At 62.3% G+C, this 25879-nt stretch carries 24 protein-coding genes and 2 tRNA genes; 14 read left to right on the forward strand and 12 right to left on the reverse strand.

Annotated elements, in window-relative coordinates:
* Positions 1-15 precede the first annotated feature (15 nt).
* On the reverse strand, positions 16-1635 hold the full coding sequence (locus tag NKH29_RS12510) for a PLL family lectin (protein ID WP_352999682.1): 1620 nt from the start codon (positions 1633-1635) through the stop codon (positions 16-18).
* Between the two features lie 360 nt (positions 1636-1995).
* On the opposite strand from NKH29_RS12510, the gene NKH29_RS12515 reads away from it, so the two are divergent.
* Both NKH29_RS12515 and NKH29_RS12520 read left to right on the forward strand, forming a co-directional pair.
* On the forward strand, positions 1996-3279 hold the full coding sequence (locus tag NKH29_RS12515; protein WP_352481206.1) for an O-acetylhomoserine aminocarboxypropyltransferase: 1284 nt from the start codon (positions 1996-1998) through the stop codon (positions 3277-3279).
* Positions 3280-3284: 5 nt separating this feature from the next.
* Positions 3285-3635, forward strand: coding sequence for a cupin domain-containing protein (locus NKH29_RS12520; RefSeq protein ID WP_352481205.1), 351 nt, complete (start codon positions 3285-3287; stop codon positions 3633-3635).
* Positions 3636-3669: 34 nt separating this feature from the next.
* Here NKH29_RS12520 and NKH29_RS12525 read toward each other — a convergent pair whose 3' ends face one another.
* Complete coding sequence (locus NKH29_RS12525) at positions 3670-4917, reverse strand: cytochrome P450 (RefSeq protein WP_352999684.1); 1248 nt, start codon at positions 4915-4917, stop codon at positions 3670-3672.
* 195 nt (positions 4918-5112) lie between these two features.
* Between NKH29_RS12525 and NKH29_RS12530 the strand changes: the two genes are divergently transcribed.
* Positions 5113-6216, forward strand: a complete 1104-nt coding sequence (locus NKH29_RS12530; protein ID WP_352999685.1) for an NAD(P)/FAD-dependent oxidoreductase — start codon at positions 5113-5115, stop codon at positions 6214-6216.
* Between the two features lie 4 nt (positions 6217-6220).
* Here NKH29_RS12530 and NKH29_RS12535 read toward each other — a convergent pair whose 3' ends face one another.
* Positions 6221-6811 (reverse strand): hypothetical protein, encoded by a 591-nt coding sequence (locus tag NKH29_RS12535; protein ID WP_352856099.1) that lies wholly within the window; start codon positions 6809-6811, stop codon positions 6221-6223.
* 347 nt (positions 6812-7158) lie between these two features.
* Here NKH29_RS12535 and NKH29_RS12540 point away from each other — a divergent pair, with 347 nt between their 5' ends.
* The 4 genes from NKH29_RS12540 to NKH29_RS12555 all read left to right on the forward strand — a co-directional run bounded on the left by NKH29_RS12540 (position 7159) and on the right by NKH29_RS12555 (position 12527).
* On the forward strand, positions 7159-7788 hold the full coding sequence (locus tag NKH29_RS12540; protein ID WP_023674655.1) for an ATP-dependent Clp protease proteolytic subunit: 630 nt from the start codon (positions 7159-7161) through the stop codon (positions 7786-7788).
* A gap of 304 nt (positions 7789-8092) precedes the next feature.
* Positions 8093-9367, forward strand: a complete 1275-nt coding sequence (gene clpX, locus NKH29_RS12545; protein ID WP_006332719.1) for an ATP-dependent Clp protease ATP-binding subunit ClpX — start codon at positions 8093-8095, stop codon at positions 9365-9367.
* A 280-nt stretch (positions 9368-9647) separates the two neighbouring features.
* Positions 9648-12059: an endopeptidase La gene (gene lon / locus NKH29_RS12550; RefSeq protein ID WP_023674656.1), complete on the forward strand. Its 2412-nt coding sequence runs from the start codon at positions 9648-9650 to the stop codon at positions 12057-12059.
* A gap of 195 nt (positions 12060-12254) precedes the next feature.
* Positions 12255-12527 carry an HU family DNA-binding protein gene (locus NKH29_RS12555; protein ID WP_006201846.1) on the forward strand — a complete coding sequence of 91 codons (273 nt, stop codon included), beginning with the start codon at positions 12255-12257 and terminating at the stop codon, positions 12525-12527.
* A gap of 86 nt (positions 12528-12613) precedes the next feature.
* Here the strand turns inward: NKH29_RS12555 and NKH29_RS12560 are convergent, their stop codons facing one another.
* Positions 12614-13636 (reverse strand): aldo/keto reductase, encoded by a 1023-nt coding sequence (locus NKH29_RS12560; RefSeq protein WP_352481200.1) that lies wholly within the window; start codon positions 13634-13636, stop codon positions 12614-12616.
* A 184-nt stretch (positions 13637-13820) separates the two neighbouring features.
* On the opposite strand from NKH29_RS12560, the gene NKH29_RS12565 reads away from it, so the two are divergent.
* Together NKH29_RS12565 and NKH29_RS12570 are read left to right on the forward strand one after the other, a co-directional pair.
* Positions 13821-14387: an SIS domain-containing protein gene (locus tag NKH29_RS12565; protein ID WP_023717330.1), complete on the forward strand. Its 567-nt coding sequence runs from the start codon at positions 13821-13823 to the stop codon at positions 14385-14387.
* 5 nt (positions 14388-14392) lie between these two features.
* Entirely contained in the window at positions 14393-15136 is a 744-nt protein-coding gene (locus NKH29_RS12570; protein WP_023717331.1) for a creatininase family protein, read from the forward strand.
* 7 nt (positions 15137-15143) lie between these two features.
* Here the strand turns inward: NKH29_RS12570 and NKH29_RS12575 are convergent, their stop codons facing one another.
* From NKH29_RS12575 to NKH29_RS12590, 4 genes are all read right to left on the reverse strand, one after another.
* The gene (locus tag NKH29_RS12575) at positions 15144-15452 is read right to left on the reverse strand and encodes a hypothetical protein (protein WP_023717332.1); all 309 of its coding nucleotides are present in this window, start codon (positions 15450-15452) and stop codon (positions 15144-15146) included.
* Positions 15453-15455: 3 nt separating this feature from the next.
* A complete protein-coding gene (locus NKH29_RS12580; protein WP_352456619.1) occupies positions 15456-16373 on the reverse strand; it encodes a carbohydrate ABC transporter permease in 918 nt (305 codons plus the stop codon).
* Positions 16374-16386: 13 nt separating this feature from the next.
* Positions 16387-17508: a carbohydrate ABC transporter permease gene (locus tag NKH29_RS12585; RefSeq protein ID WP_352999730.1), complete on the reverse strand. Its 1122-nt coding sequence runs from the start codon at positions 17506-17508 to the stop codon at positions 16387-16389.
* A 128-nt stretch (positions 17509-17636) separates the two neighbouring features.
* Positions 17637-19301 (reverse strand): ABC transporter substrate-binding protein, encoded by a 1665-nt coding sequence (locus NKH29_RS12590; RefSeq protein ID WP_023717335.1) that lies wholly within the window; start codon positions 19299-19301, stop codon positions 17637-17639.
* 293 nt (positions 19302-19594) lie between these two features.
* On the opposite strand from NKH29_RS12590, the gene NKH29_RS12595 reads away from it, so the two are divergent.
* The 3 genes from NKH29_RS12595 to rbsK are packed head-to-tail and all read left to right on the forward strand — an operon-like array spanning position 19595 to position 22082.
* Entirely contained in the window at positions 19595-20653 is a 1059-nt protein-coding gene (locus tag NKH29_RS12595; protein ID WP_352857697.1) for an ABC transporter ATP-binding protein, read from the forward strand.
* Positions 20654-20683: 30 nt separating this feature from the next.
* On the forward strand, positions 20684-21136 hold the full coding sequence (locus tag NKH29_RS12600; RefSeq protein WP_023674665.1) for an RbsD/FucU family protein: 453 nt from the start codon (positions 20684-20686) through the stop codon (positions 21134-21136).
* 4 nt (positions 21137-21140) lie between these two features.
* The gene (gene rbsK, locus NKH29_RS12605; RefSeq protein ID WP_352909316.1) at positions 21141-22082 is read left to right on the forward strand and encodes a ribokinase; all 942 of its coding nucleotides are present in this window, start codon (positions 21141-21143) and stop codon (positions 22080-22082) included.
* Positions 22083-22317: 235 nt separating this feature from the next.
* On the opposite strand, the gene NKH29_RS12610 is transcribed toward rbsK, so the two are convergent.
* Positions 22318-22394 (reverse strand) — tRNA-Asp (locus NKH29_RS12610).
* Positions 22395-22611: 217 nt separating this feature from the next.
* Here NKH29_RS12610 and NKH29_RS12615 point away from each other — a divergent pair.
* Both NKH29_RS12615 and NKH29_RS12620 read left to right on the forward strand, forming a co-directional pair.
* Positions 22612-22687 (forward strand) — tRNA-Val (locus NKH29_RS12615).
* A 198-nt stretch (positions 22688-22885) separates the two neighbouring features.
* Positions 22886-23212 (forward strand): hypothetical protein, encoded by a 327-nt coding sequence (locus NKH29_RS12620; protein ID WP_352515772.1) that lies wholly within the window; start codon positions 22886-22888, stop codon positions 23210-23212.
* 200 nt (positions 23213-23412) lie between these two features.
* Here the strand turns inward: NKH29_RS12620 and NKH29_RS12625 are convergent, their stop codons facing one another.
* The 3 genes from NKH29_RS12625 to NKH29_RS12635 are packed head-to-tail and all read right to left on the reverse strand — an operon-like array spanning position 23413 to position 25828.
* On the reverse strand, positions 23413-24069 hold the full coding sequence (locus tag NKH29_RS12625) for a GNAT family N-acetyltransferase (protein WP_352495335.1): 657 nt from the start codon (positions 24067-24069) through the stop codon (positions 23413-23415).
* A complete protein-coding gene (locus NKH29_RS12630) occupies positions 24066-24836 on the reverse strand; it encodes an SDR family oxidoreductase (protein ID WP_352495336.1) in 771 nt (256 codons plus the stop codon). Before NKH29_RS12630 ends, NKH29_RS12625 begins: the two co-directional genes overlap by 4 nt.
* Positions 24833-25828, reverse strand: coding sequence for an ABC transporter permease (locus NKH29_RS12635; protein ID WP_352495337.1), 996 nt, complete (start codon positions 25826-25828; stop codon positions 24833-24835). The genes NKH29_RS12630 and NKH29_RS12635 overlap by 4 nt, the downstream gene beginning before the upstream one ends.
* Positions 25829-25879: the final 51 nt, after the last annotated feature.

A 25879-nucleotide genomic window follows, 5' to 3' on the forward strand; every position in this document is an offset into this window, starting at 1 on the left:
GCCGCCCGCCGATCGCTAGTACCGGGTCCACTGTCCGCCTTCGTACCAGAAGGCGGCCGAGATCCGTCCGCCGCCGTCGACCCACCACAGCTCCATGCTACTCGGGATACGGGAGACCGCGGCAATACCGCCATTGGTCGCGGCGCTGCCGTCCGGCGCGAGCTGATAACGGGTCCACTGTCCGCCCTCGTACCAGAACGCGGCCTCCATCGACCCATTCGGCCCCGTCCACCACACTTCCATACTGCCAGCGATGCGGGAAACTGCTGCAATGCCGCCATTGATCGCGGCGCTGCCGTTCGGCGCGAGCTGATAGCGGGTGGGCTGGCCGCCTTCATACCAGAAGTTGGCTTCGACCGATCCGTGCGGCCCGATCCACCAGAGCTCGAGGCTGTTCGGGATGCGCGACAGCGTGGCGATGGTGCCGCCGACGGCGGCGCTGCCGTCCGGTGAAAGCTGATACCGCGTCCATTGGCCGCCCTCATACCAGAAGGCGACTTCGATCGAGCCGTTGGGCCCGATCCACCAGACCTCCATGCTGTTCGGGATGCGCGAGACGGCTGCGATACTGCCGCCGCGCGCCGCGCTGCCGTCCGGTGCCAGCTGATAACGTGTCCACTGGCCCCCTTCGTACCAGAAGGCCGCCTCGATCGAGCCGTTGGGACCGATCCACCAGACCTCCATGCTGTTCGGGATGCGCGATACCGCTACGATGCCGCCATCGGGAGCGGCGCTGCCGTTCGGCGCCAGCTGATAGCGGGTCGGCTGGCCCCCCTCGTACCAGAAGTTGGCTTCGACCGATCCAGCTGGGCCGATCCACCATTCCTCCATGCTTTGCGGGATACGTGAGACGGCGGCGATGGCGGTGCCAGGCGCGGCACTTCCGTCCGGTGCCAGGCGATAGCGGTTCCAACGGCCACCGTCGTACCAGAAGCCGACCTCGATCGACCCGCTGGGGCTGGCCCACCAGATTTCCATGCTTCCCGGAATGCGGGCCAGCGATGCGATGCCCTTGACGCCGGGCACGTCGCGCAACGTCCCGACGAAGGTGATCCGGAAGATCAGCTCGTAGGTTCCGCCGTCGCCTTCGATGATCATGCGCCGGTCCCTGACGCCGAAATCTATCAGGTCTGCCCCCTCCAGCCTGAGCTCCTGCGTGCCGAGATGGTCGTCGTCGAGCGCGAAGGGGATCGGCAGGTCGATGCCGTTCAACACGCTGCCGATGTCGCTGGTTAGCCGCGCCGCGCGATTGCGCGGGTCGGGGTCACCGAGCGACGCCGTAAGCGAGGCCGCCCCCCTGATGCTCACCAGGTTCCGGTATTGATTTGGCGAGCCGTTGTCCTGCTCCATCAGCGAGACGACAATTGCCACGTCGGCCGGATTCTGGATGGGCTGAGGGGTTCCGTTCGTGCCCCAGAACGGTTGCCTGTTCACGGTGACGGGATGCTCGTCATCGTCGTCCATGTCCTCGAAGATGCCGAAGCTGAAGACCTGGAGGTCCGGCACGGCGGGCAGTCCCGGCGCGGTGGGGCGCATGTTCGCCACGCTCACCAGGACGTAGACTTCGTCGGAAGCCGAAAGCTCGTTGGTCTCGTTGAGGCACTTGATGCTTTGCAGACTGATCAGCAGCGTCATTGAGATACTCCTTGAATAATCGCCTTTGTCCATCAGCGGATGCTTGGGAGTCCCATGGTTGTTGCCATGGTCGGAGGCAGTAAATTGCTGCCGACGCGCAGGCTGACAGAGCCGGACTTACGGATGGCTTATGGAAGAAGGCGGCGGCTTCGCGGGGTGGCGAGCCGGCGAAGCAGGCTTGTGGCGGGGAGCCACGCCGGCCCAATCTTTTGCGAGGCGCAAATCCATTCTCCTCAGCCCGCGATGCCCGAGCCGGTTGCACCGAAGGAACAAGTCGGCTGGAATTTTTCTCCTTTGCATTCGCGCCAATGATCGGCCAACAATGCCGGCCGTATCAGTGGGCAGGAGAGGAATATCGACATGGTTCAGCGCACGCCCGGGTTCAACACGCTCGCCGTCCATGCCGGCGCCAAGCCGGATCCGGCGACTGGGGCGCGAGCGACGCCGATCTACCAGACGACCTCCTTCGTCTTCGACGATGCCGACCATGCCGCCTCGCTGTTCGGGCTGAAGGCGTTCGGCAACATCTACACCCGCATCATGAACCCGACCCAGGCAGTGCTGGAAGAGCGCATCGCGGCACTCGAAGGCGGCACGGCAGGCCTTGCGGTCGCCTCCGGCCATGCCGCGCAGGTGCTGGTCTTCCACAATCTGATGCAGCCCGGCGACAATTTCGTTTCGGCGACAAAGCTTTACGGCGGCTCGATCAACCAGTTCGGCCATGCCTTCAAGAATTTCGGTTGGCAGGTGCGCTGGGCCGACACCAACGACATCTCGACCTTCGAGAGCCAGATCGACGACAGGACCAAGGCGATCTTCATCGAAAGCCTGGCCAATCCGGGCGGCGTCTTCGTCGACATCGAGAAGATCGGCGACATTGCCCGCAAGCACGGCCTGCCGTTGATCGTCGACAACACACTGGCCTCGCCCTATCTGCTGCGGCCGATCGAACATGGCGCCGACATCGTCGTGCATTCGCTGACCAAGTTCATCGGCGGTCACGGCAATTCCATCGGCGGCGCCATCGTCGATGGCGGCACCTTCGATTGGTCGAAGTCGGGCAAGTATCCGATGCTGTCGGAGCCGCGCCCCGAATATGGCGGCCTCGTCCTCCACGAAACCTTCGGCAATTTCGCCTTTGCCATCGCTGCCCGCGTGCTCGGCCTGCGCGACATCGGCGCGGCGATTTCGCCGTTCAACGCTTTCCTGATCCTGACCGGCCTGGAAACCTTGCCGCTCAGGATGCAGCGCCACTGCGACAATGCGGTGGCGGTCGCCGGGTGGCTCTCCAACCACCCCAAGGTTGCCTGGGTGTCCTATCCCGGCCTGCCCGACGACAAGAACAATGCGTTGCAGAAGAAGTACTCGCCGCTCGGCGCCGGCGCGGTGTTCACCTTCGGGTTGAAGGGCGGCTACGCGGCGGGCATCAAATTCGTCGAAGCGCTCGAACTGTTCTCGCACCTGGCCAATGTCGGCGACACCAAGTCGCTGGTCATCCACCCAGCGTCGACCACGCATCGCCAGCTTTCCGACGAGCAGAAGATCAACGCGGGAGCAGGGCCGGACACGGTCAGGCTTTCGGTCGGCATCGAGGACGTCAACGACATCGTCGCCGATCTGGAACAGGCTCTCGCCAAGGTCTGATCGCCATGACCACGCCGAGATTTCTTTCCGTCGGCGTCGAAACCGTCGCACCGGAACTTGGCGCACCGGCGCCGGATCGCCTGATTTCGGGCGATCCGAAATTCCGCACCTGGAATGTCGAGGAACAGGACGGCGGCCTCTATGCCGGCATTTGGGAAGCGACGCCAGGCAAATGGCGCATCGAATATGATGAATGGGAGTTCTGCCACATCCTGTCAGGGGTCTCGGTGATCGCCGAAGACGGCGGCGATGCGCGCACTGTCGGGGCCGGCGATAGTTTCGTGCTGAGGCCGGGCTTTAAGGGCAGCTGGGAAGTCCTTGAAACGACTCGCAAGGAGTATGTGATCAAGCTTTGATCACCCTTGCGGCTGAGCCTGCCGGACCGAATGCTCAAAAGCCCACGGCGAGCGTTTCCAGCCCATGGAAATGATAGCTGTCTTGGAAGCGCGGCTGTTCGGCAAGATGCAGCTGCGGCAGGCGTTCGAACAAGGTTTTCAGCGACACCTGCAATTCGAGCCGGGCGAGCGGCGCGCCGATGCAGAAATGAATGCCGGCGCCGAACGACAGGTTTTTCTGGTCGGCGCGGTCCGGCCTGAAGGCGAGGGGCTCGGTAAAGGCGACGGGATCGCGATTGGCCATGCCGAGCAGCAGACCGATCGTCCCGCCAGGGCCCACGATGATCCCAGGCCCAGCCTCGACCTCCTGATAGGCATAACGCGTGAACATGTGCAGCGGCGCGTCGAAGCGCAGGCACTCTTCGACCGTCGCGGCTGTTGCTTCCGGTGAGGCGAAGAAGCGGTGCGGGTCGCCGCCTTGCGCAAGGATCGAGCGCACCGCATTGCCTGTCTGGTGAACGGTCGCCTCGTGACCGGCGTTGAGTAGCAGGATGGCCGAGGACACCAGTTCGTCCTCCGACAGTTTTTGGCCGTCCTCCTGTGCCGCAATCAGCAGCGACAGAAGATCCTCGCCCGGCCTCTTTCGCCGCTCGGCCACATAGCCGCGCAAAAAATCCGAAAAGTCGCGCGCGGCGCGATTGGCCGTGTCCTCCGTCTCGCGGGTGCGGCCATGCATGTACATGGCGACCATCCGATGCGACCAGTCGAGCAACTGCGGCCCCATGTCGACCGGTACGCCGAGCATCTCGGCAATGATGGTGATCGGCAAGGGAGCTGCGAACGCCGGCAGCAGGTCGACTTCCCCTGGTTCGAAACGGTCGATCAGTTCGTTGGCCAGCGCCTCGACGCGCGGCCTGAGCCGCTCGACCTGGCGCGAGACGAAGGCGCGGTTGACCAGCGTTCTGAGCCGTGTGTGGACGGGCGGTTCCAGCTCCAGCATCGAATTGGCCTCGATGCCGTCGAAGGCGCTGAGATGCGTGCGATCCTGGCCGATGCCCCGGCTGTCCGGAATGCCGGCCGGGTTCTGCCGGCCGAAGCGGCGATCGCGCAGCAGACGGTTGACGTCGTCGAAGCCGCCAAAGCACCAGAAACCAAATTCTTCCCAGAAGATGGCGCTCGATGCACCGTGCAGGTAAGCGTAGGCTTCGTAAGGGTCCTGAAAAAAAGCCGGCTCGTGCGGATCGAGCCGCAGTCGGCGGGTGGCTGGATCAAAGGCAAGGTAGGGCGGCTTCAATTCGGTCATGCCAGACCATTAGCGCATGACCCCGAAAACCGGAATCGGTTTTCGGAAAGGATCATGCGCAGATTCAAAGTGTTGGAGCGTCCTTTGCGCGTCGAAGGACGCGCGGCGCTCCAAGGCTTGCCAGTCTGGTGCCAGACCGTATGTTGGCCCTCCCGTGAGGTGAGCCACCAAAGCGGTTGTGGAAGGACGGTTTTCATGAATGTGATCGTGGTCGGTGCAGGCATTGCCGGGCTTTCCACGGCGTGGTCGCTGGTCAAGGCCGGTCACCTCGTCTCGATCGTCGAGCAGGGACCGATCCCCAATCCGCTCGCCGCCTCCGGCGACCACCATCGCATCATTCGCCGCGCCTATCGGGCCAGGACGGGCTACGGCCGGCTGATCACCGAAGCCTATCAAGCTTGGGACGAGATGTGGTCCGATCTCGGTGAAAGCCATCTCGATCCACGCGGTTTCATCTGTATTTCGCGCGAGCCGGGAGATGAGGCCGAGGAATACCGCGAAGGCATGGAAGCCGGGAACTACCCGTTCGAATTGTTCGAGCCGGATGCCGCGGTCGAACGCTGGCCGTTCCTGGAACCAGGTTCATTTCGCTATGCGTATTTTTCACCGGACGGTGGCGCCTTGCACTGCCGCAAGATCGCCTCGGGCCTCGCCAGATGGCTGCGCGCGAACGGCGCCAATGTCTTCGAAAACAGCAAGGTGGTCGAGATCGACGCCGACGCCGGACATGTCGTGCTTGCGAGCGGCGAGACGATGCAGGCCGACCGGATCGTCGTCGCCGCCGGCGCCTGGGTGCTAAAACTGTTCCCGGAGCTGGATGGCGAGCTGAAAACCTGGCGCACCGCGCTCGCCTATGTCGAACCGCCAGTGGACCTGAAGGCAGCCTGGCAGGCAGCACCGGTTGTGCTCGACGTCGGTGGCTCCGTCGACGGCTACGTGATCCCGCCCTCCGGCGGCGCCGGCATGAAGTTCGGCTCAGGCCTGCACCGAGTACCGACCAGCGATGCCGACTGGAACCGTCAACCGGTACCAGGCGAGGGTGAGGCGATCCGCAATCTGTTTTCGCCGCCGATTGCCCGTATCGAGGAGTACAAGGTCACCGAAGTGGTCACCTGCGCCTACACCTTTACCGCCGACGAGAAATTTCTGGCCCACCAGAAAGGCAGATGCCTGGTCGTCTCGGCCTGCTCCGGCCACGGCTACAAGTTCGGCGCGGCAGTTGGCAGAAGGGTTGCGGCCTGCGTCGGCAATGGCGATGTCGACGGCCTGAAGAAATGGCTCAGGGCGGAGACGGCCTGAGCGCCTAGTATCGGCAATGCCTCGGAATATGCACGCGCCGCCAGCTGGATGAGCCCTCCCTGACCACCACGCGGCGAGCCACCGTCTGATACGACGCTGGAATGTCGACGATGCGCCGTTGCTCCGGCCGCACCAGCACCTCTTCGGCGACGCTCTCATATTCGGCGGGGAGGACAACGCGCCGCCGGCGTTCCGGCTCAACCACGACGATCTCGGCCACGCGTTCATAGCGCGCCTTGTGCCTGACCTTGCACAGCACCTTGCGGCCATGAATGATGCGCCATTCCCAGGAATAGCCGCCGTCATCGACCCTCACGGAGCGGTAGATGGTGCGGGTGATGGCGGGCACGATCTCGTAGCTGACGCGCGCCGGCGCGATCTGCACCACGCGCTCGCGCGTCCCGTAGATTGGCGCCTCGTATTCCACCTGCTGGCCGGCTGGGCTGACGAGCACGTTCTCATAGACCGTGTCGTAGACGGCCGGCTGGTTGACCTGCTCGTAGCATTCAACCGCGCGTCCGCCGGCCGCCGTTTCGGATGCCATGCCGAGTACGGCGATGCCGGTAAGAGCCAAGGAAGCGGTTTTCCTGATCATCGCACCCCCCCTGTTTGAACTGCGTGAAGCGGGTTCAACGTTGGATTGTAGGGCAAGCCGCGGCTGGAAAAAGCGGTTTCACCGCTTTTCGTTAAGCGATGCGGTTAAGAAACTGCTAAAAAACGGCCAAGCATGAGCGTCCCTTCCGGCGGCAGGAGAGGGCTGCCGGCACGGCGACGGGCGAAACTTGGTTTGGAAACCTTGATTCGACTTAACCGGATGGCTAGGAGAGGCGGCCTTGCGCTAGGGTGAGCCGGCATCCTATTTACATAATAACGATCCAGAACCGATTCTGCCCGATTGCAAATCTCCGGCGCCGGAATCCCATCCTCAAAAAGGGATAGTCCATGAAGAACCCCGTCGAAACCTACATGAACCTCGTTCCGATGGTGGTCGAACAGACCAATCGCGGCGAGCGGGCCTACGACATTTTCTCGCGGCTCCTCAAGGAGCGCATCATTTTCATCACCGGCCCGGTCGAGGACGGCATGGCGACGCTGGTCTGCGCGCAGCTGCTGTTCCTCGAGGCGGAGAATCCGAAGAAGGAAATCAACCTTTATATCAACTCGCCCGGCGGCGTCGTCACCTCCGGCATGGCGATCTACGACACCATGCAGTTCATCAAGCCCGCCGTGTCGACGCTCTGCATCGGCCAGGCCGCATCGATGGGATCGCTGCTCTTGACGGCGGGCCACAAGGACATGCGCTTTGCCACGCCGAACGCCCGCATCATGGTCCACCAGCCGTCCGGCGGCTTCCAGGGCCAGGCCTCCGACATCGAGCGCCATGCCCAGGACATCATCAAGCTGAAGCGCCGCCTCAACGAGGTTTACGTCAAGCACACCGGCAAGAGCTACGATGAGATTGAAAAAACGCTCGACCGTGACCATTTCATGACTGCCGACGAGGCCAGGGATTTCGGCCTTATCGACAAGGTCATTTCGTCACGTGAGCCGGTCGAAGGTATTGCCTTATAGGCACGCGGTGGCCCCGCGGTGGCAGTGAGTGGCGGGATCACACGCTTTTGGCGCAGCTTGCGGCATTTCGGCCACAATTGGCTGTTCCCTCGACGGGTGCAATTGCCTACGTTAAGGCTATGTTGATTTTCGACGGCTTAGCTTTGCGTGGGGTTGTTCGAATCATTGCCCCGTTTTCCGATTTGTGTTTCGTACGGAATGCGTTGCGGGAGCCGGGGCACTGGCGGCGGCGGATTCCCGCGATAGATTGAATATGCGCCCTTTCAACCAGACCATCGGCGGGCGGCCATGAAAGGACATGAAAATGAGCAAGGTCGGCAACAACAGCGGTGATTCCAAGAACACGCTTTATTGCTCGTTTTGCGGCAAAAGCCAGCACGAAGTGCGCAAGCTGATCGCCGGGCCGACGGTGTTCATCTGCGACGAATGCGTCGAGCTGTGCATGGACATCATCCGCGAGGAGAACAAGACCTCGATGGTGAAGTCGCGCGAGGGCGTGCCGACCCCGCAGGAAATCCTCAAGGTTCTCGACGACTACGTCATCGGCCAGCCCTACGCCAAGCGCGTGCTGTCGGTGGCCGTCCACAACCACTACAAGCGCCTCGCCCATGCCGGCAAGAACAACGACGTCGAGCTGGCGAAGTCGAACATCCTGCTGATCGGCCCGACCGGTTGCGGCAAGACGTTGCTGGCGCAGACGCTGGCCCGCATCATCGACGTTCCCTTCACCATGGCCGACGCGACGACGCTGACCGAGGCCGGCTATGTCGGCGAGGACGTCGAGAACATCATCCTGAAGCTGTTGCAGTCGGCCGACTACAATGTCGAGCGCGCCCAGCGCGGCATTGTCTATATCGACGAGATCGACAAGATCTCGCGCAAGTCGGACAACCCGTCGATCACCCGCGACGTCTCGGGCGAGGGCGTGCAGCAGGCACTTTTGAAGATCATGGAAGGCACCGTTGCCTCCGTGCCGCCGCAGGGCGGCAGGAAGCATCCGCAGCAGGAATTCCTGCAGGTCGACACCGCCAACATCCTGTTCATCTGCGGCGGCGCTTTTGCCGGCCTGGACAAGATCATCTCGGATCGCGGCAGGAAGACCTCGATCGGTTTCGGCGCCATCGTCGCTTCGCCCGAGGATCGCCGCACCGGCGATGTTTTCCGCCTGGTCGAGCCTGAGGATCTGTTGAAGTTCGGCCTCATTCCCGAGTTCGTAGGCCGTCTGCCTGTCTTGGCGACGCTGGAGGATCTCGACGAGCCGGCACTGATCCAGATCCTGACCGAACCGAAGAACGCGCTGGTCAAGCAGTATCAGCGGCTGTTCGAGATGGAGAATGTTGACCTGACCTTCCACGAGAACGCGCTGTCGGCGATCGCCAAGCGCGCCATCGAGCGCAAGACCGGCGCGCGCGGCCTGCGTTCGATCATGGAAGCGATTCTGCTCGACACCATGTTCGAGCTGCCGGCGCTCGAAGGCGTGCGCGAAGTGGTTATTTCGGAAGAGGTGGTGTCAGGCAACGCCAGGCCGCTCTACATCTATTCCGAGCAGAAGGAAAAGAAGGGCAACGTCAGCGCCTGACGTGAGCCGGCAATGGATTTTTCTGAAACGGCGCCGCGGGGCGCCGTTTTGCTGTCGCACACCGCGTACGGCGCCGCGTAATGGCTGCGGATTGGAGGGACGGACCGTGTTGACCCTTGATCTTTACCCGCCGTGCCTCCAACTAAAGGCAGAAGGCCGTGGTGCCGAATTCTGTGCTGTAAAACTCCCGTCACAAACGGTGGTAGGCGGAACGATCCCCGGTCGTTAATATGAGATTCGCGGTTGGCCGATTGGCGGCCGCGACATGAAAGGTTGGACAATGGCCAAATTATCCAAGGCTCCCAGCGACGGCGTCTTCGCAGTCCTCCCACTGCGCGACATCGTGGTGTTCCCGCACATGATCGTTCCGCTCTTCGTCGGGCGTGAAAAGTCGATCAAGGCGCTGGAAGAAGTGATGGGTCAGGAAAAGCAGATCCTGCTTGCGACCCAGATGAATGCCGCCGACGACGATCCGGAGCCCGATGCCATCTTTGACATCGGCACGCTCGCCAATGTGCTGCAATTGCTGAAACTGCCAGACGGCACCGTGAAGGTGCTGGTCGAAGGCGCCTCGCGCGCGAAAATCGTTGCGTTCACCGACCGTCCCGACTTCCATGAAGCCCGTGCTGCGGCGCTGGTCGAACCGGAGGAGGAAGAGGTCGAGGTCGAGGCGCTGGCCCGTTCCGTCGTCACCGACTTCGAGAACTACGTCAAGCTGAACAAGAAGATCTCGCCCGAAGTGGTGGGTGCCGCCAGCCAGATCGACGACTATTCCAAGCTCGCCGACACGGTCGCTTCGCATCTTGCCATCAAGATCCCCGAGAAGCAGGAGATGCTCGCCACGCTTTCCGTCAAGGAACGGCTGGAGAAGGCGATGGGCTTCATGGAAGCCGAAATCTCGGTGCTCCAGGTCGAGAAGCGCATCCGCTCGCGCGTCAAGCGCCAGATGGAGAAGACGCAGCGCGAATACTACCTCAACGAGCAGATGAAGGCGATCCAGAAGGAGCTCGGCGAAGGCGAGGACGGCCGCGACGAGGCCGCCGAGATCGAGGCGCGCATCAAGAAGACCAAGCTCTCCAAGGAGGCCCGCGAAAAGGCAGAAGCCGAACTGAAGAAGCTGCGGACGATGTCGCCGATGTCGGCTGAATCGACCGTCGTGCGCAACTATCTCGACTGGCTGCTGTCGATCCCGTGGGGCAGGAACTCCAAGGTCAAGCAGGATCTGGCCTTTGCCCAGAACGTGCTCGATACGGATCATTTCGGCCTCGACAAGGTCAAGGACCGCATCGTCGAATACCTCGCCGTGCAGAGCCGCCAGAAGAAGCTGAAGGGGCCGATCCTGTGCCTCGTCGGACCTCCCGGCGTCGGCAAGACCTCGCTCGGCAAGTCGATCGCCAAGGCGACCGGTCGTGAGTTCATCCGCATGGCGCTGGGCGGCGTGCGCGACGAGGCCGAGATCCGTGGTCACCGCCGCACCTATATCGGCTCGATGCCCGGCAAGGTCATCCAGTCGATGAAGAAGGCGAAGAAATCCAACCCGCTCTTCCTGCTCGACGAGATCGACAAGATGGGCCAGGATTTCCGCGGCGATCCGTCATCGGCTTTGCTCGAGGTGCTCGATCCCGAGCAGAACTCGACGTTCATGGACCATTACCTCGAGGTCGAATACGACCTGTCGAGCGTGATGTTCGTGACGACGGCGAACACGCTGAACATCCCTGCGCCCTTGATGGACCGCATGGAGATCATCCGTATCGCCGGTTACACCGAGGACGAGAAGATCGAAATCGCCAAGCGTCACCTGATGCCCAAGGTGATCCGCGACCACGCGTTGCAGCCGAAGGAGTTCTCCGTCGGCGAGGACGCGATCCGCGGCATCATCCAGACCTACACCCGTGAAGCGGGCGTCAGGAGCCTGGAGCGCGAGCTGATGAAGCTCGGGCGCAAGGCGGTGACCGAGATCCTGAAGACGAAGAAGAAGACGATCAACATCACGGCGGACAATCTTGCCGATTACCTTGGTGTTCCGCGCTTCCGCTTCGGCCAGGTCGAGAGCGACGATCAGGTCGGCGTGGTCACCGGGCTCGCCTGGACGGAAGTCGGCGGCGAGCTGTTGACGGTGGAAGGCGTCATGATGCCCGGCAAGGGCCGCATGACGGTGACCGGCAATCTGCGCGACGTGATGAAGGAATCGATCTCGGCGGCGGCGTCTTACGTCCGCTCGCGGGCCATCGATTTCGGCGTCGAGCCGCCGCTGTTCGACAAGCGCGATATCCACGTGCACGTGCCAGAAGGCGCAACGCCTAAGGACGGACCGTCGGCTGGCGTGGCGATGGCGACGGCGATCGTCTCGGTGTTGACCGGTATCCCGGTCAAGGCCGATGTGGCGATGACCGGCGAGATCACGCTGCGCGGCAGGGTGCTGCCGATCGGCGGCCTTAAGGAAAAGCTGCTTGCCGCACTGCGCGGCGGCATCAAGAAGGTGCTGATCCCGGAAGAGAACGCCAAGGATCTGGCGGAGATTCCGGAGAACGTGAAGAGCGGCATGGAGATCATTCCGGTCTCACGCGTTGGCGAAGTGTTGCGCCATGCGCTGGTGCGCATGCCGGAACCGATCCAGTGGGTCGAACCCGTCAATGCGCCCGCCGTGGTCGATGTCGGAGACGAGGCAGGTAAATCGCTGGCGCATTAGTTCTTGCTAAAGTTGCAATGCACAAGAGAGAGCCGGGCCTTGAGCCCGGCTTTTTCATGTGAAGAACCCCGGATTTCCGGGCTTTTTTCGACTTTCTTGGCGCTTTTCGACTTGGTTGGCGGAGCGCTTCTTTCTAAAGTCCGTTTCCTGCCGGATGAGTCGAGTGCTCCGGTTTTCTCATGGAAGGGAATTTTTATGAACAAGAACGAACTGGTGTCCGCTGTCGCCGATGCCGCGAGTATTTCGAAGGGTGACGCGCAGTCGGCGGTTGATGCGGTGTTTTCCGTCATCACCGGCGAACTGAAAAAGGGCGGCGATGTCCGGCTTGTCGGCTTCGGAAATTTCACCGTGTCAAAACGCGCCGCGTCGACCGGCCGCAATCCGCAGACCGGTGCGGAAGTGAAGATCCCGGCGCGCACCGTGCCGAAGTTCTCGGCCGGCAAGGGCCTCAAGGACGCGGTCAACTAAGCGCCTCCTTAAGTCTTTCAGAGAAAAGAAAAGCCGGCATATCCGGTTTTTCTTTTCTGTGCCCGCAGGTCGTTGGAAAGGCGGCGCTATGCCGTCGGCGCATCCGTGCGCATCAAGCCTTCTTTCTTGAGATCGGCCCACAGCGCCGATGGCAGTTTTGTGTCGAGCAGCGAGCGATTGCTTTCGACTTCGCCCGGCCGCTGGCCGCCCGGGACTACCGACACGACCGAAGGATGCAGCAGCGGAAACTGCAGCGCCGCCTCGATCAGGCGCACGCCGTGGCGCTTGCAGACGGCCTCGATGCGGGTGACGCGGTCCATGATATCCTGCGGCGCTTCCGAATAATTGTAGTAGGCGCCGGGCTTCGGCCCGGTTGCCAGAATGCCGGAATTGTACGGCCCGCCGAGAACGATGCCGATGCCGCGTTGCTGGCATAGAGGCAGGAAAGACTGCAGCGCCTCCTGCTCCAGCAGCGTATAGCGCCCGGCAAGCAGAAACAGGTCGAAATCGCCGCGCTCGGCCAGCGTCTGGGCAACCGGCCACTCATTGATGCCGCCGCCGAACGCCTTGATTACGCCCTGGTCGCGCAGTGCCAGCAATCCATAGTAGCCCGAGCTCATGAATTCCTGGATGCGCTGGTCCGAGGCTTCCTTGCTGCCATGAGTGAAGATGTCGACATCGTGCACGAAGAGGATGTCGATGCGGTCGACGCCGAGCCGTTCCAGCGAGGCTTCGAACGAGCGCATGACGCCGTCATAGCTGTAGTCGTAGACCTCGCGGCGCGACGGCGTGTCGAAGAACTTGCCGATGCCGGTGCGCTGTTCCGGCGGGCAGGCGCGCATGATGCGCCCGACCTTGCTCGACAGCACGTAGTCGTCGCGCCTCTTCGAACGCAGGAACGGATTAAGCCGCGTTTCTGCGAGGCCGAGCCCATAGAGCGGTGCTGTGTCGTAGTAGCGGCAGCCGACCCGCCATGCCGCCTCCAGCGTGGCATTGGCATCCTCATCGGACACGGCGCGATAGAGATTGCCGAGCGGCGCGGTGCCGAAGCCGAGCTCGGTGAAGTTGATGCCGCCATTGCCGATGCGGTCGAAATGCCGTGTCTTCATATGCTGTCGTTTCCTCATTTACGATTTGCCGTGACACTATCACGGCTGTAGCGCATCAAAAGCACTGCGTGCCGTTGGACACCAATTTTCGCGGTGATAGCATGAATGAAAACAAGCTGTTCGGGGCAAATGTGACTGAGATGTTCATGTGGTTCTCCGGTACCTGCAAGCTGGTGCAAATGTCATGACGGACGACGGCGAAAACCTGTTTGGGATTGCGCTGAGCGAGCTTGGCACCGTGCTGGAGCGTATCAACGAAAGCCGCATTGACGCGGCTTGCGCCATCTTGGCCGGCGCGAAAAAGATCGTCACCTATGGCTGCGGCCGCGAGGCGCTGCAGGTCCAGGGTTTTGCCATGCGGCTCTACCATCTCGGTCTGCCGGTGTCGGTCGTCGGCGACATGACCACGCCGCCGCTGGGCGCGGGCGATGTCTTCCTCGCCAGCTCCGGCCCGGGCGAGACATCGACGGTGCTGACCTTGATGCGGGTCGCGCGCGAGGCCGGTGCCGTCGTCCTGCTGCTCACCGCGCAAGCCGACAGCACTGCCGCGAAGCTGGCCGACTTCACGCTGCTTATCCCGGCTCAGACCATGGCCGACGACCAGGGTCCGGAAAAGACATCCGTCCTGCCGATGGGCTCGGTGTTCGAAGGCGCGCTGTTCGTCCTCTTCGAAGTGATGGTGCTGAAGCTCAGGGATCTGACCGGCGTCTCGCCGGAAGCGATGCGCGCCCGCCACACCAATATGGAGTAGGTGTCATGCGCTACGAACTGATGCTGCCGCACCAGATCCGCAAGGCGATCGCCGAGAACCGGCCGGTCGTGTTGCCGCTCGGTGTGCTCGAATATCACGGCGAGCACATGGCCGTCGGCATGGACACGCTGGCCGTGGTCAAGAGCCTGGAACTGTTCGAAACGGAGGCCGAAATCGTCATTCTGCCGCCCTTCTATTACGGCGCGGCAAGCTATGCCGTTGCGGCGCCGGAAGGCAGCGGCTCGGTGCAGGTCGGCGGCAATGTGCTGGCGCCATTTGCGGAAGAATTGTTCTACAGCTTGCTGCGCATTGGCTTCCGCAACATCCACGCCATCATTCACCACCAAACCGAGAATTTTGCTGCCGGCATGCCAACCGATCTCGCCTTCAAGGCCGCCGGCCGACAAGCGATCTTCCGCTTCCTGGAGAAAGAACGCGGCGAAGGCTGGTGGGGCTCTGCGGCGATGGCTGACTATTATGCCGAGCACGCCGAGGGCAGCAATTTCTTCAACTGGGTACAGGTGCATCCGCTGATGCCGGCTTCAATGCACAGCCAGTACCCGTTCGACCATGCCGGCACCGGCGAGACGTCACTGATGCTGGCGCTGTGCCCGGAAGCGGTGGATGCCGGCCGCTTCGCCGACAACACCGGCTGGTACACGGCAAGTGCGCCCGAAGCCTCGGCGGAACTGGGGCAAAAAGGGGTTGCCATGATCCTCGATCATTTGCGGGCAACACTTTTGGGTTAGGTGCTGTCTAGATCCCGGACGACCGGGCTCTTAGCCTTTCCGCCTGATAGTCGGCCATGGTCTTTTCGGGATCGACCTTGGTCGCCGCAGCCCAGATGAACGTGCCGGCGCCGCAGATAGCCAGCAGGACGTAAATCACGATGCCGAGTGCCATCAGGTTCGCGTAGAGGCCGAGAAGCAGCATGATCAAGCCGCCGGCAATCATCGCCATCACAAAACCGGCGACTACGGCCCGGCCTTCCCAACTGATCGGCATCACGCCTTTGGCGTAGCCGCTGCCGCGCCTGTTGCGTGCGAACCAGTATTTGTTGGCCATCGCCTATTTCACCGCGCCCGCCGTCATGCCCATGATCAGGTAACGCTCGAGCGCAATGCCGATGACGGCGAGCGGTGTGATGGCCGCGGTGGCAAGCGCTGCCATCGACCACCAGTTGATGCCTTGTGAGCCGGTCTGGCTCGCCACCATGACAGGAATGGTCTTGGCATCGGTCGAGGTCAAAAGCGCGGCGAAGAAATACTCGTTCCAGCACAGCACCATCGCCAGGATGAAGGCCGCGACCATGCCCGGCAGCGCGATCGGCATGACGATGCGCAAGAAGGCACCCCAGATCGACAGGCCATCGACGAGTGCTGCCTCCTCCAGCTCGACAGGGATCGAATTGAACTGGTCGCGCATGATCCAGATGACGATCGGCAGTACCATCAGCGTGTAGAGCAGGATCAGCCCGACGCGCGTGTCGAGCAGGCCGACTTCCCGGTAGAGCACGAGGAAGGGCAGGGCCAATACCACCGGCGGCAGGATCAACTGCGACAGGAAGAAGAAGGAAATGTCCTCGTTCCTGAACCAGGCGAACTTGTAACGATAGCGGGTCAGCCCATAGGCGGCGAGGCTGCCGATGACGATGGCGAGGGTCGACGCGCCGACCGAAGTGATGACCGAATTCATGAAGCGCTTGATGAATTCGTCGCGCACCGTCGACGTCCGAAAGATCGAGTCCGGCGACAGGCCAAGCGAACGCCAGCCCTTCCAGTCGGGTTTGAAATCGACGAACGGGATCAGATGGCCCTGGGTGACGTCGACCGCGGTCTTGAACGAGGTGGTTATCGTCCAATAGATTGGGAACAGGCAGATGAAGGCCCAGAAGATGAGGGCACCGTAGATGAAGACGCGGTTGGCGAAGAACGCCGCCGGCGAGCGGATTTCGGAGGCGGCAAAGTCGGTGGTTTGAACGCTCATCTTGCCGGCCCGATCAGTTGACGTTGCGCACGAAGCGGCTGGCGAATTTCAGTAGCCAGGTCACAAACACGATGATGATGATCAAATAGGCCATCGCCAGCATCGTGCCGTAGCCGACATTCGAACGGTCGCGATATTCGCGGTAGATGAAGCTCGACACCGAATCAGTCGCGCCGCCCGGGCCGCCGGAGGTAACGGTGATGATGATATCGGCGAGCTTCAGCTTGAAGATGATGCGCAGGATGACCGCCGTCACCGAGACCGGCAGCATCAGCGGGAAGGTGACCTGCCAGAAGGTCTGCCAGGCGGTGGCGCCATCGACACGCGCTGCCTCGAGCACCTCGCGCGACATCGCCTGCAGGCCGGCAAGCAGCATGATCATCATGAACGGGATGAACGTCCAGGCATCGAGCACCATGATCGAGATGCGGGCGGTGATCGGATTGGAGAAGAAGGCCGGGTTTTCCCAGCCGAGATGCCGCGCCAGCGTTGCGGCCGGCCCGAAGCGGTATTCCATCAGCGACTTGCCGATCATCCACGACACAGCCACCGGCGACAGCATCAGGGGCATGAGAAAGACGACGCGGAAGAATTTTCGCGCCCGGATCTGCGCGTTGAGCAGCAGCGCCAGGCCAAAGGCGATGACATATTCGACGAACACGGCCAGCACGTAGAGCACCATGTTGAACAGGGCGTTGCGATAATAGGCGTCGTTCAGCATCTGCCAGAAATTGTCGAGCCCGTTGAACTGCCGGCCGCTGAAGGAACTGAGGTTCCAGTCGGTCAGCGCGATGTAGAAGCCGAACAATGTCGGGAAGATCACCATGGCAATGGTGAACAGCAGCGCCGGCAGCAGGAACAACGCGCGCTGGCCATCCTCGCCGCGCGTCAGCACCTGGCCGATGCCGAGCGCGACACCCCACAGCACATAGGCGTAGACCACCGGCCGCCACGTCTCGAAGTCGATAGTGTCGACATCGCTCTTGTAAAGGATCTGCAGCGCAATCACCGCCAGAAGGCCTAGCGTTGCAGCAGCCATCAGCGCCCAGCCAAGCCGTTTGCGGCTCCGCGGTATCAGGTCGGATGGCACGGCGCCTGCCGGCCATTCACTTGTCGACAGAGTCTGTGCAGCCAGGGGCCGGGCAGCCCCGCGTCTTGCCCGTTCCCAGGTGGCTCGATCACCGGCCGAGCCGGGCGAGGCCAAGTCGGTCACGGGGAGGGCCGGCGGCTGTACGCCGCCGGACCAAGTTTCACTATCTCAACCTACATGCCGAGTGAGGCCTTGTAGAGCTTGATCTGGTTGTCGCGGCCGATCTGGTCGGTCAGCTTCTCCCAGGCGGCTGCGATGGCGTCGGCGCCTTCCTGCGCCTTCATCTTGCCGGCAAAGGTGTTGGCCAAAATGTCCTCGGCGGCGCTGTAATACTGGAAGATGCCGGGGATACGCGGCTCGATCGCCGCGTTCGGATGGTTGTAGCTGTCGGCTTCCGACTTCAGATACGAGGTGATGAACGCCTCGTCGTAGCCCGCCGCCACCCATTCCGGAATGTTGAAATGCGAGTTGCGATAGGGCTGGAAACCCGACGGATAGGCCGCGCACCAGAGCGACAGGTCCTTGCCGCCGAGATGGGCGGCGGCAGACCAGGCCGCCTTCTTCTTCTTTTCGTCGCCGTCGACGCGGGCCATGACATAGACGCCCCAGCCGAGATAGGCGCAGTTCGGCGCATGGTTCGGCCCGCTGGCGAGCTTGTCCCACTGGCCGGTCTTGGAGTTGTAGACATCGTCCGAGCCCGGCAGGATCGAGAAGCCGGTGATGTCGCCGACGACCGAGGAATCGTTGGTCTTGACGTTCGAACCGACGTCGCCCCACCAGGTGACCATCGAACCGGTGCCTGCCAGGAATTGCTGGAAGGCGGTGGTATTCGGGTCGGCGTTGATCTGGTCGGCAGGTTCGGAGGGCAGGGCATCGATGACGTCCTGGATCGCCCGCACCCATGCCGGATTGTTGACGCGCGGCTTCATCGTGTCGGCATCGAACAGCCATGCCTTGTCATCGGGATGCTTGGCGTAGGCGCTGGCGCGGCTGCCGAGGAAATAGAAGCCGAAACCGCCCCAGGGCTTGGGCGCATCGAGGTAGCCAAAGACATCCTGGCCGTTTACCTGCTTGCCCTTGAGGAATTTCGTCACCGCCTGCACCTGCTGCCAGGTCTTCGGCACGCCCCATTCGCCTTCTCCGCCGCCGTCCTTCCAGGCCTTGGCGAGGTCGGCATCGGCGAACACGTCGGTGCGGTAGTTGAAGTTATGCGCGTCGCCGTCAACGGTGACGCGATATTGCTTGCCGTCCCAGGTGCCGACCGGCGGCTGCAGATAGGCCACGACGTCCTTCATGTCGATCTGGTCCTTGACCCAGTCCGGCATCTCGGAGGTGAGACCCTTGCCGCAGACGTCGCCTTCGAACGGTGCTCCCATTTCGATGATGTCGAAATCGACGGTGCCGGTCGCAATCGACTGCTGCAGGCGGGCGTTGTAGTCAGCCTGCGCCAGGTCGATCCAGTTGATCTTGGCGCCGGTATAGGTCTCCCACGGCTTCAGGAAGCCGCGAAACAGCACATTGTGCAGGTTCTGATTGTTGAGGCCCATGAAGGTGAGTTCGACACCGGCGAATTCGCCTTCCTTGACATTGGCCTTGGTGGCGCCCAGGCAAAGCTCGCCGACCTGCTGGAAATCGGCATCGGTCGGCTGACCCTTGCCGACGCCCGGGATCTGCAGGATCTGCGCGCGCAGGTCATCGGCGGCCGCAGCCGGGCGCGTCAGGGCACCAAGTCCGGCGCTTGAGGCCGCGGCGAGGGCGGCCATGCTGGCCGCTCCCTTCAGCACGTCGCGGCGGGTGGCCCCGGCGCGGACAAGTTGGTTATAAAGGCTGACTTTCATCTCGTTCCTCCCAGAAGATCAATCGTGAATTGGTTCAGATGGTGGAGCGCCGATTATGTTCCCCAACGACAGCGACTCCCGTAAATAGCGGCCCGAATTCTCCCTCCCGCGACGCCTCGCATTGAGTGCCGGACAAGCGTACCGGTGCGCCCGGAACAGGGTCATAAGCCGGGCACTGTCACTATTCGCACAACGAAGTGCGGTGTCAACGTGAATGGGTTTTTTATCTATAAGAGACCGACTTGCCCTCGCCGTTTGCGTTGTTTAGCTTCACGGCAACTGAAGGGGGAATGATGGCTCAAGTCGCGATCCGCAATGTGGCCAAGGCGTTCGGAACCGTCAAGGTTCTGCACGATGTCAGCGTCGACATCGCCGACGGACAGTTCGTGGTGCTGGTCGGGCCTTCCGGCTGCGGCAAGTCCACGCTGCTGAGGATGGTGGCCGGGCTGGAAACGGTTTCCGGCGGCACCATCGCCATCGGCGAGCGCGTCGTCAACCATTTGCCGCCGGCCAAGCGCGACATCGCCATGGTGTTCCAGAACTACGCGCTCTATCCGCACAAGACGGTCGAGCAGAACATGGCCTTTGCTCTCAAGCTGCGCAAAACTGATCCGGCGGTGGTCACTGAGCGGGTCAAGCGCGCCGCCGACATCCTCGACCTCAACCCCTACCTCAAGCGCTATCCGCGCCAGCTCTCGGGCGGCCAGCGCCAGCGCGTCGCCATGGGTCGCGCCATCGTGCGCAACCCGCAGGTGTTCCTGTTCGACGAGCCGCTCTCCAATCTCGATGCCAAGCTGCGTGTCCAGATGCGCACCGAGATCAAGGAACTGCACCAACGACTGAAGACCACCACCATCTACGTCACCCACGACCAGATCGAGGCCATGACCATGGCCGACAAGATCGTGGTGATGCGCGACGGTCGCATCGAACAGGTCGGCGCGCCGCTGGAATTGTTCGACCGGCCGGCCAATCTGTTTGTCGCCGGCTTCATCGGCTCGCCCTCGATGAACCTGCTCAAGGGCGTCGTGCGCAAGGGCGACAAGCCCGTCGTCGAGATCGCCGGGACGCCGTTCCCGATCGCATCGAGCAATACCGTGGAAGATGGCCGCAATGTCGTCTACGGCGTGCGGCCCGAGCATCTCGAAATCCATCCAGATGGTGTCCCAGCGAAGATTTCGGTGGTCGAGCCGACCGGTTCCGAGACTCTCGTGTTCCTGCGCTTCGGCGAGGGCGAGATGGTGGCGCTGTTCCGTGAACGCCACGAGTTCAAGCCGGGCGACACACTGCACCTGAAACCGCGGCTCGACCAGGTGCATCTCTTCGACGCAGAGAGCGGCAAGCGTCTCTGATTTCGCCCAGCAAACTTCGCGAGGAATACCATGCTCAAAGGAATCAATCCGCTGCTCAATGCCGATGTGCTGCAGGCGCTGCGGGCGATGGGCCACGGTGACGATCTGATTATCGCCGATACCAATTTCCCGTCCGATTCGGTGGCGCGCCAGACCGTGCTTGGCCGGCTGCTGCGCATCGATGCGTCGGCGGCCGATGTGGTCAAGGCGGTACTGTCGCTCTATCCGCTGGACACCTTCGTCGACGACGCGGCCGCGCGCATGGAGATCGTCGGCAAGCCGGACGACATTCCCGCCGTGCAGCAGGAAGTGCAAAAAGAGATCGATGCCGCCGAGGGCAAGGCCTGGCCGATGATCTCGGTCGAGCGCTACGCCTTCTACGAACGCGCCAAGAAGGCCTATTGCGTCATCCAGACCGGCGAGCGCCGCTTCTATGGCTGTTTTGCGTTCCGCAAGGGCGTCGTGCCACCGGATGCGGAGTAGCGGCATGCCGGCGAAACCGATCGTCATGAAGCCGGTTGTCATATTGGGCGTCTTCGTCGCCGATACGGCCTACCGCGCCGCCCGCCAGCCGCGCATGGGCGAGACGATCCTGGGCACGTCCTTCACGCTCGGCCCCGGCGGCAAGGGCTCGAACCAGGCGGTGGCGGCCGGCCGGCTCGGCGCCGATGTCACCTTCCTTACCCGCCTCGGCGTCGATCCCTTTGCCGAGATGGCGAGACAGACCTGGAACGCGGCCGGCGTGAAGAGCGCTGTCATCGACACACCGGAAAGCTACACCGGTGCCGCCTATATCTTCATCGAGGAGACGAGCGGCAACAACGCCATTATCGTCAGTCCCGGCGCGGCCATGCTGATTTCGCCCGCCGATATCGAGGCAAATGCCGAACTGATTCGCGCGGCCGGGGTCTTCGTCACCCAACTCGAACAGCCGATCGAGGCGGCGCTGCGGGCGCTGGAGATCGCGCGCGGGGCAGGGGTGACCACCATCCTCAACCCGGCGCCGGCGGCCAAGCTTCCGGACCGCATCTACACGCTTTGCGACTATGTCACGCCGAACGAGACTGAGGCCGAGGAACTGACCGGCATCAAGGTATCCTCCATTGACGATGCCCGCCGTGCCGCCGACAGCCTGCTTGAGAAGGGCGTTGGGGCGGTCATCGTGACGCTTGGCGAAAACGGTGCGCTGCTGCACACGGCCGATCGTTCCGAGCATGTCGCAGCGGTCGCCGCCGGCCCGGTGGTCGAGACCACAGGCGCTGGCGACGCCTTCAACGGCGGCCTGGCTGCCGCGCTGTCGAGGGGGATCGAACCTCTGGAAGCGGTGCGCTTCGCCTGCGCCGTCGCCGGCATCTCGGTGACGCGCCCGGGCACCGCGCCGTCCATGCCGACGCTGCAGGAAGTCGAGGCGCTGCTCGCCGAGGGGTGAAGCCCGGCACTGCGGGATGAGACTGTAAGCGGGAGCGAATGGGTTAGACCCGACTCTTGTCCGAGAAGCTATTGTCTTCTGGCTCGACCACAAACAGGCGGGCAGGTCGATGGATGAGGATCAATGCCAGAATTCGAAAGGAATGGACCTAGACTGGGTCACGAAGAAGATGATTTTTGACAAATCAACGTCGACATTTCTCCGACATCAAGGGGACGTGACCCCAAAGGAGAAATGGCGCGAGTGACGGGGCTCGAACCCGCGACCTCCGGCGTGACAGGCCGGCACTCTAACCAACTGAGCTACACCCGCGCATGGACGAGCACGTGTCAGCCGTGTTCGTCGTTGGGGCGGTGGATAAGGGGTAACCCACCGGGTGTCAAGCGGACCCGGACAGCATAACAGCAAACAGGAGAAGGTTTTTTGACAAGCCGAACTTTGTTGCCGAAACCGGCTCCCGGCCAAGCCACTCGCCGCTCATTTGGCCTTGCGAAGCCGGCCCTAACTGCTTAAAGGTCCGGCCCGGGGCGGGCGATTAGCTCAGTTGGTAGAGCGCTTCGTTTACACCGAAGATGTCGGCGGTTCGAGCCCGTCATCGCCCACCATTTTCCTCGATGTGTTCAGTTTGGGCTACACCGCTCAAGCTGATCGCCCAGGTGAGACGCGTCCGACCACTGTGCTACTCGGACTTTGGTCTGATTCAAACTGTCTTTCCGCAGGGACTTAAGTCTGATCTGCTTGCCTCTCATGAGGGAAACGATTGCCGAAAGCTACAACTTGCAGTATCTCAATTGCGTATGGGCATGGGCGGGAGCGAAAATATTCCTGGATGGCTTGCGAGTCATCTTCCGGACGATCCCGTGATCGCAGGAGATCTCGCGGATAAGATATCGAAGGAAGCTGAAAAAAACCGGCTTCCAGGCGAACGGGTTGTGAAGACAACCCGTAACGAAGAAGACACCTTCAAGAAAGAACAAGTCGAAGCTTATCCCGACGCCGCGGTTGCAGGAGTCTTTGCCAGCGGTTCATTCCTCGCCCTGTTGGTATTAGCCATTTATCTGCTTTATGTGCTCTCGATTGTGGCCGGGGGAACGGTCGTGGATGTTCCCTTGCCGCCCATACTGAACTAGTAGACGCTCCGCCAACACTCGGATTAGCCCCGCACCGTGTTGATGCTGGTGACTTTCGTGTCTGCGGTGGAGCACGCGACGAAGGTTTCGTTCCCGCGGCAAAGGTGTTCACGCGGGCAACTGGCTGCTGCAGAACGGCAGCATTGTACTTCCATAGGCCTCCCGGTTCTTTGCAACTTGGGCGATTGGCTTGTCGCAGATCAGCCTGCAATCGCCGGAGCGTGAGCAATCCGTTTCGCCACATAAACACAACGCTTTGATGAATCAGCGTCCTGCACCACCTCAAATCCAATCGCCTTGTAGAACCTTAGCGCGCCATCGTTCTCCGGCATGACTTCGAGGTGGATGCCGGTCGAGCCGCTCGCGGCAAGCCCCTGCTCGAGGAAGGCCATCGCGCGCCGGCCGATGCCTTTCCCGCGCGCCTGCGGCAACAGGTCGATATGGCCATGCGACGGATAGGCGGTCAGCGCAGGCGGAACAGCGAAATCGGGATGATGGACCCGATGCCGCGCCCAGTCGCTGCCGCGCCAGCGCGAGCTGTCGGGTCCGGGGTCTGCCACGCGCCGCTGAAGGTCGGGATACCAGTCTGATGCCAGGCTGGCATTGAAAGCGCCCGTATCGGCCGCGCCAAGCAGGTAGCCGGCCGCACCTGCGGGACTATCGATAATGAAGGCCAGCTCGGGTTCGAGCACCTGGTAGGGAATGGTGTAGAGGAGGCCGAGCAGGTCCGGGTCGTCCTCGCGGCCGCTGGCGTCCTTGCCGGCATCGCCGGTCTTGAGACAGATCATCGCAAGCGCTGCATGATCGGCGGTGGTCGCCCGGCGCAGGAAGAAACCGCCGCCGAAATCGACGATCATGGCGGCAGCAGCCGGAAATCCTTGCCCTCGGGCAAAAGCTGCCCGCCGTCGACGATAATGGTCGTGCCGGTGATGTAGCTGGCGTCGTCGGAGGCCAGGAACAGGAAGGCATTGGCCACGTCGCGCGGGCTGCCGAGGCGGCCGAGCGGGATGGCGTCTTCCATGTTCTTGATGAAGGCCGCACCGCGATGCTGCTCTATGCCTTCGGTGAGGATGTTGCCGGGCTCGACGCCGTTGACGGTGATGCCGTAGCCGGAGAATTCGAGCGCAGCCGAACGGATCAGCCCGTTGATGCCGGCCTTGGTCGCCGAATAATGGCCGTGGCCGGGACTGGTGACATGCGGGCCGGTGATCGAGGAGGTGAACAGCATGCGGCCAAAACGCTGTGCCTTCATCGGCACCAGCGCCGCGCGTGCGGCGACAAAGCTGCCGCGCAAATTCACCGCCATGACCCGGTCCCAATCGTCGGGACTGGTGTTTTCCAGCAATTGCCAGGGATAGATGCCGGCATTCTGGACCATGATGTCGAGCCGGCCGTGATGCGCTAGCGCCAGCGCCACGGCGGCTTGCGCATCGGCCATCTGTGAAATGTCGGTGTGTATGAAGGCGGCGCCGAGCTCGTCCGCAGTCGCTTGCCCGGCCTCAACCTCGGTATCGGCCAGGACAAGCGTCGCGCCCTCTTCGGCAAAGCGTTGTGCGATGCCCTTGCCGATGCCGCGCGCACTTCCGACGATCAGCGCGACCTTACCTTCCAGACGGCCGGTCATGCGAGCCTCTGGCGGATGGTTTGCTTGAAGGCGTCGAGCAGCACGGCGGCGAGGACGAGCAGGCCGTGGATCACCTGGGTGAAGTTGGCCGGCAGGCCCATCAAATTAATCGCCGTATTGATGGCGGAGAGCAGCAGCACGCCGGCATAGACACCGGGCAAGGTGCCGACGCCGCCCTTCAGGCTGACGCCACCGATGACGACCGCGGCGAAGGCGTTGAACAACAGGCCGACGCCCAGATTGGCGGTGGCGCCGGAGGTACGGATTGCCAGCAGCCAGCCGGCAAGGCCGGCGATGGCACCGGCGAGAACAAAGGCTATGACCAGGTTGCGATTGACGCGGATGCCGGCGCGGAACGTCGCCGTCTCGTTGCCGCCGATCATGACCAGGTGCCTGCCAAAGGGCGTCTTGGCCATGATCAGCGAGAACACCACGAAGCACGCAATGGCGATCCAGGCCGTCAACGGCAGGCCGCCCAGGCGCTGGATGCCGAACCAGCGGATTGCCGGCGCAAGGTCTTGTGCCGAGCGGCCACCGGAGATGACCAGCACCAGGCCGCGTACCCAGATGTAGGAGGCCAGCGTGATGATGAAGGCGCTCATCTTCACCCTGACCACCAGATAGCCGTTGAAAGCGCCGATGAGGGCGCCGACGGCAAGCGCGATGAGCAGCGAAACCGGAACCATCAGCCATTGCGGCTGCAACTGGATGCCAAGGCCGATGCCCGACGAGCAGAACAGGATGCCGACCGCCATGGCGCTGAGCGCCGCCACCGATTCGACCGACAGGTCCATATGGCCGGCGATGATGACCAGCGCCAAGCCGATCGACATGACGCCGAGCACGCTCGAGGCCTCGATGATGTTGGCGAAGATGCCGAGCTGAAAATAGTTCGGGATGAGGATGGAAAAGACCACCAGCACGAAGACCAGCATGAACCAGACAAGATTGTCGAGGATGAACTCGAGGGTTTGGCGCGTGCGAGGGTTCATCTGCGGATCCGGTTGGCGCATGACCCGAAGAACCACTCGGTCGTCGGAAAG

Source organism: Mesorhizobium sp. M1295, from assembly GCF_040318135.1.
Classification (GTDB): Bacteria; Pseudomonadota; Alphaproteobacteria; order Rhizobiales; family Rhizobiaceae; genus Mesorhizobium.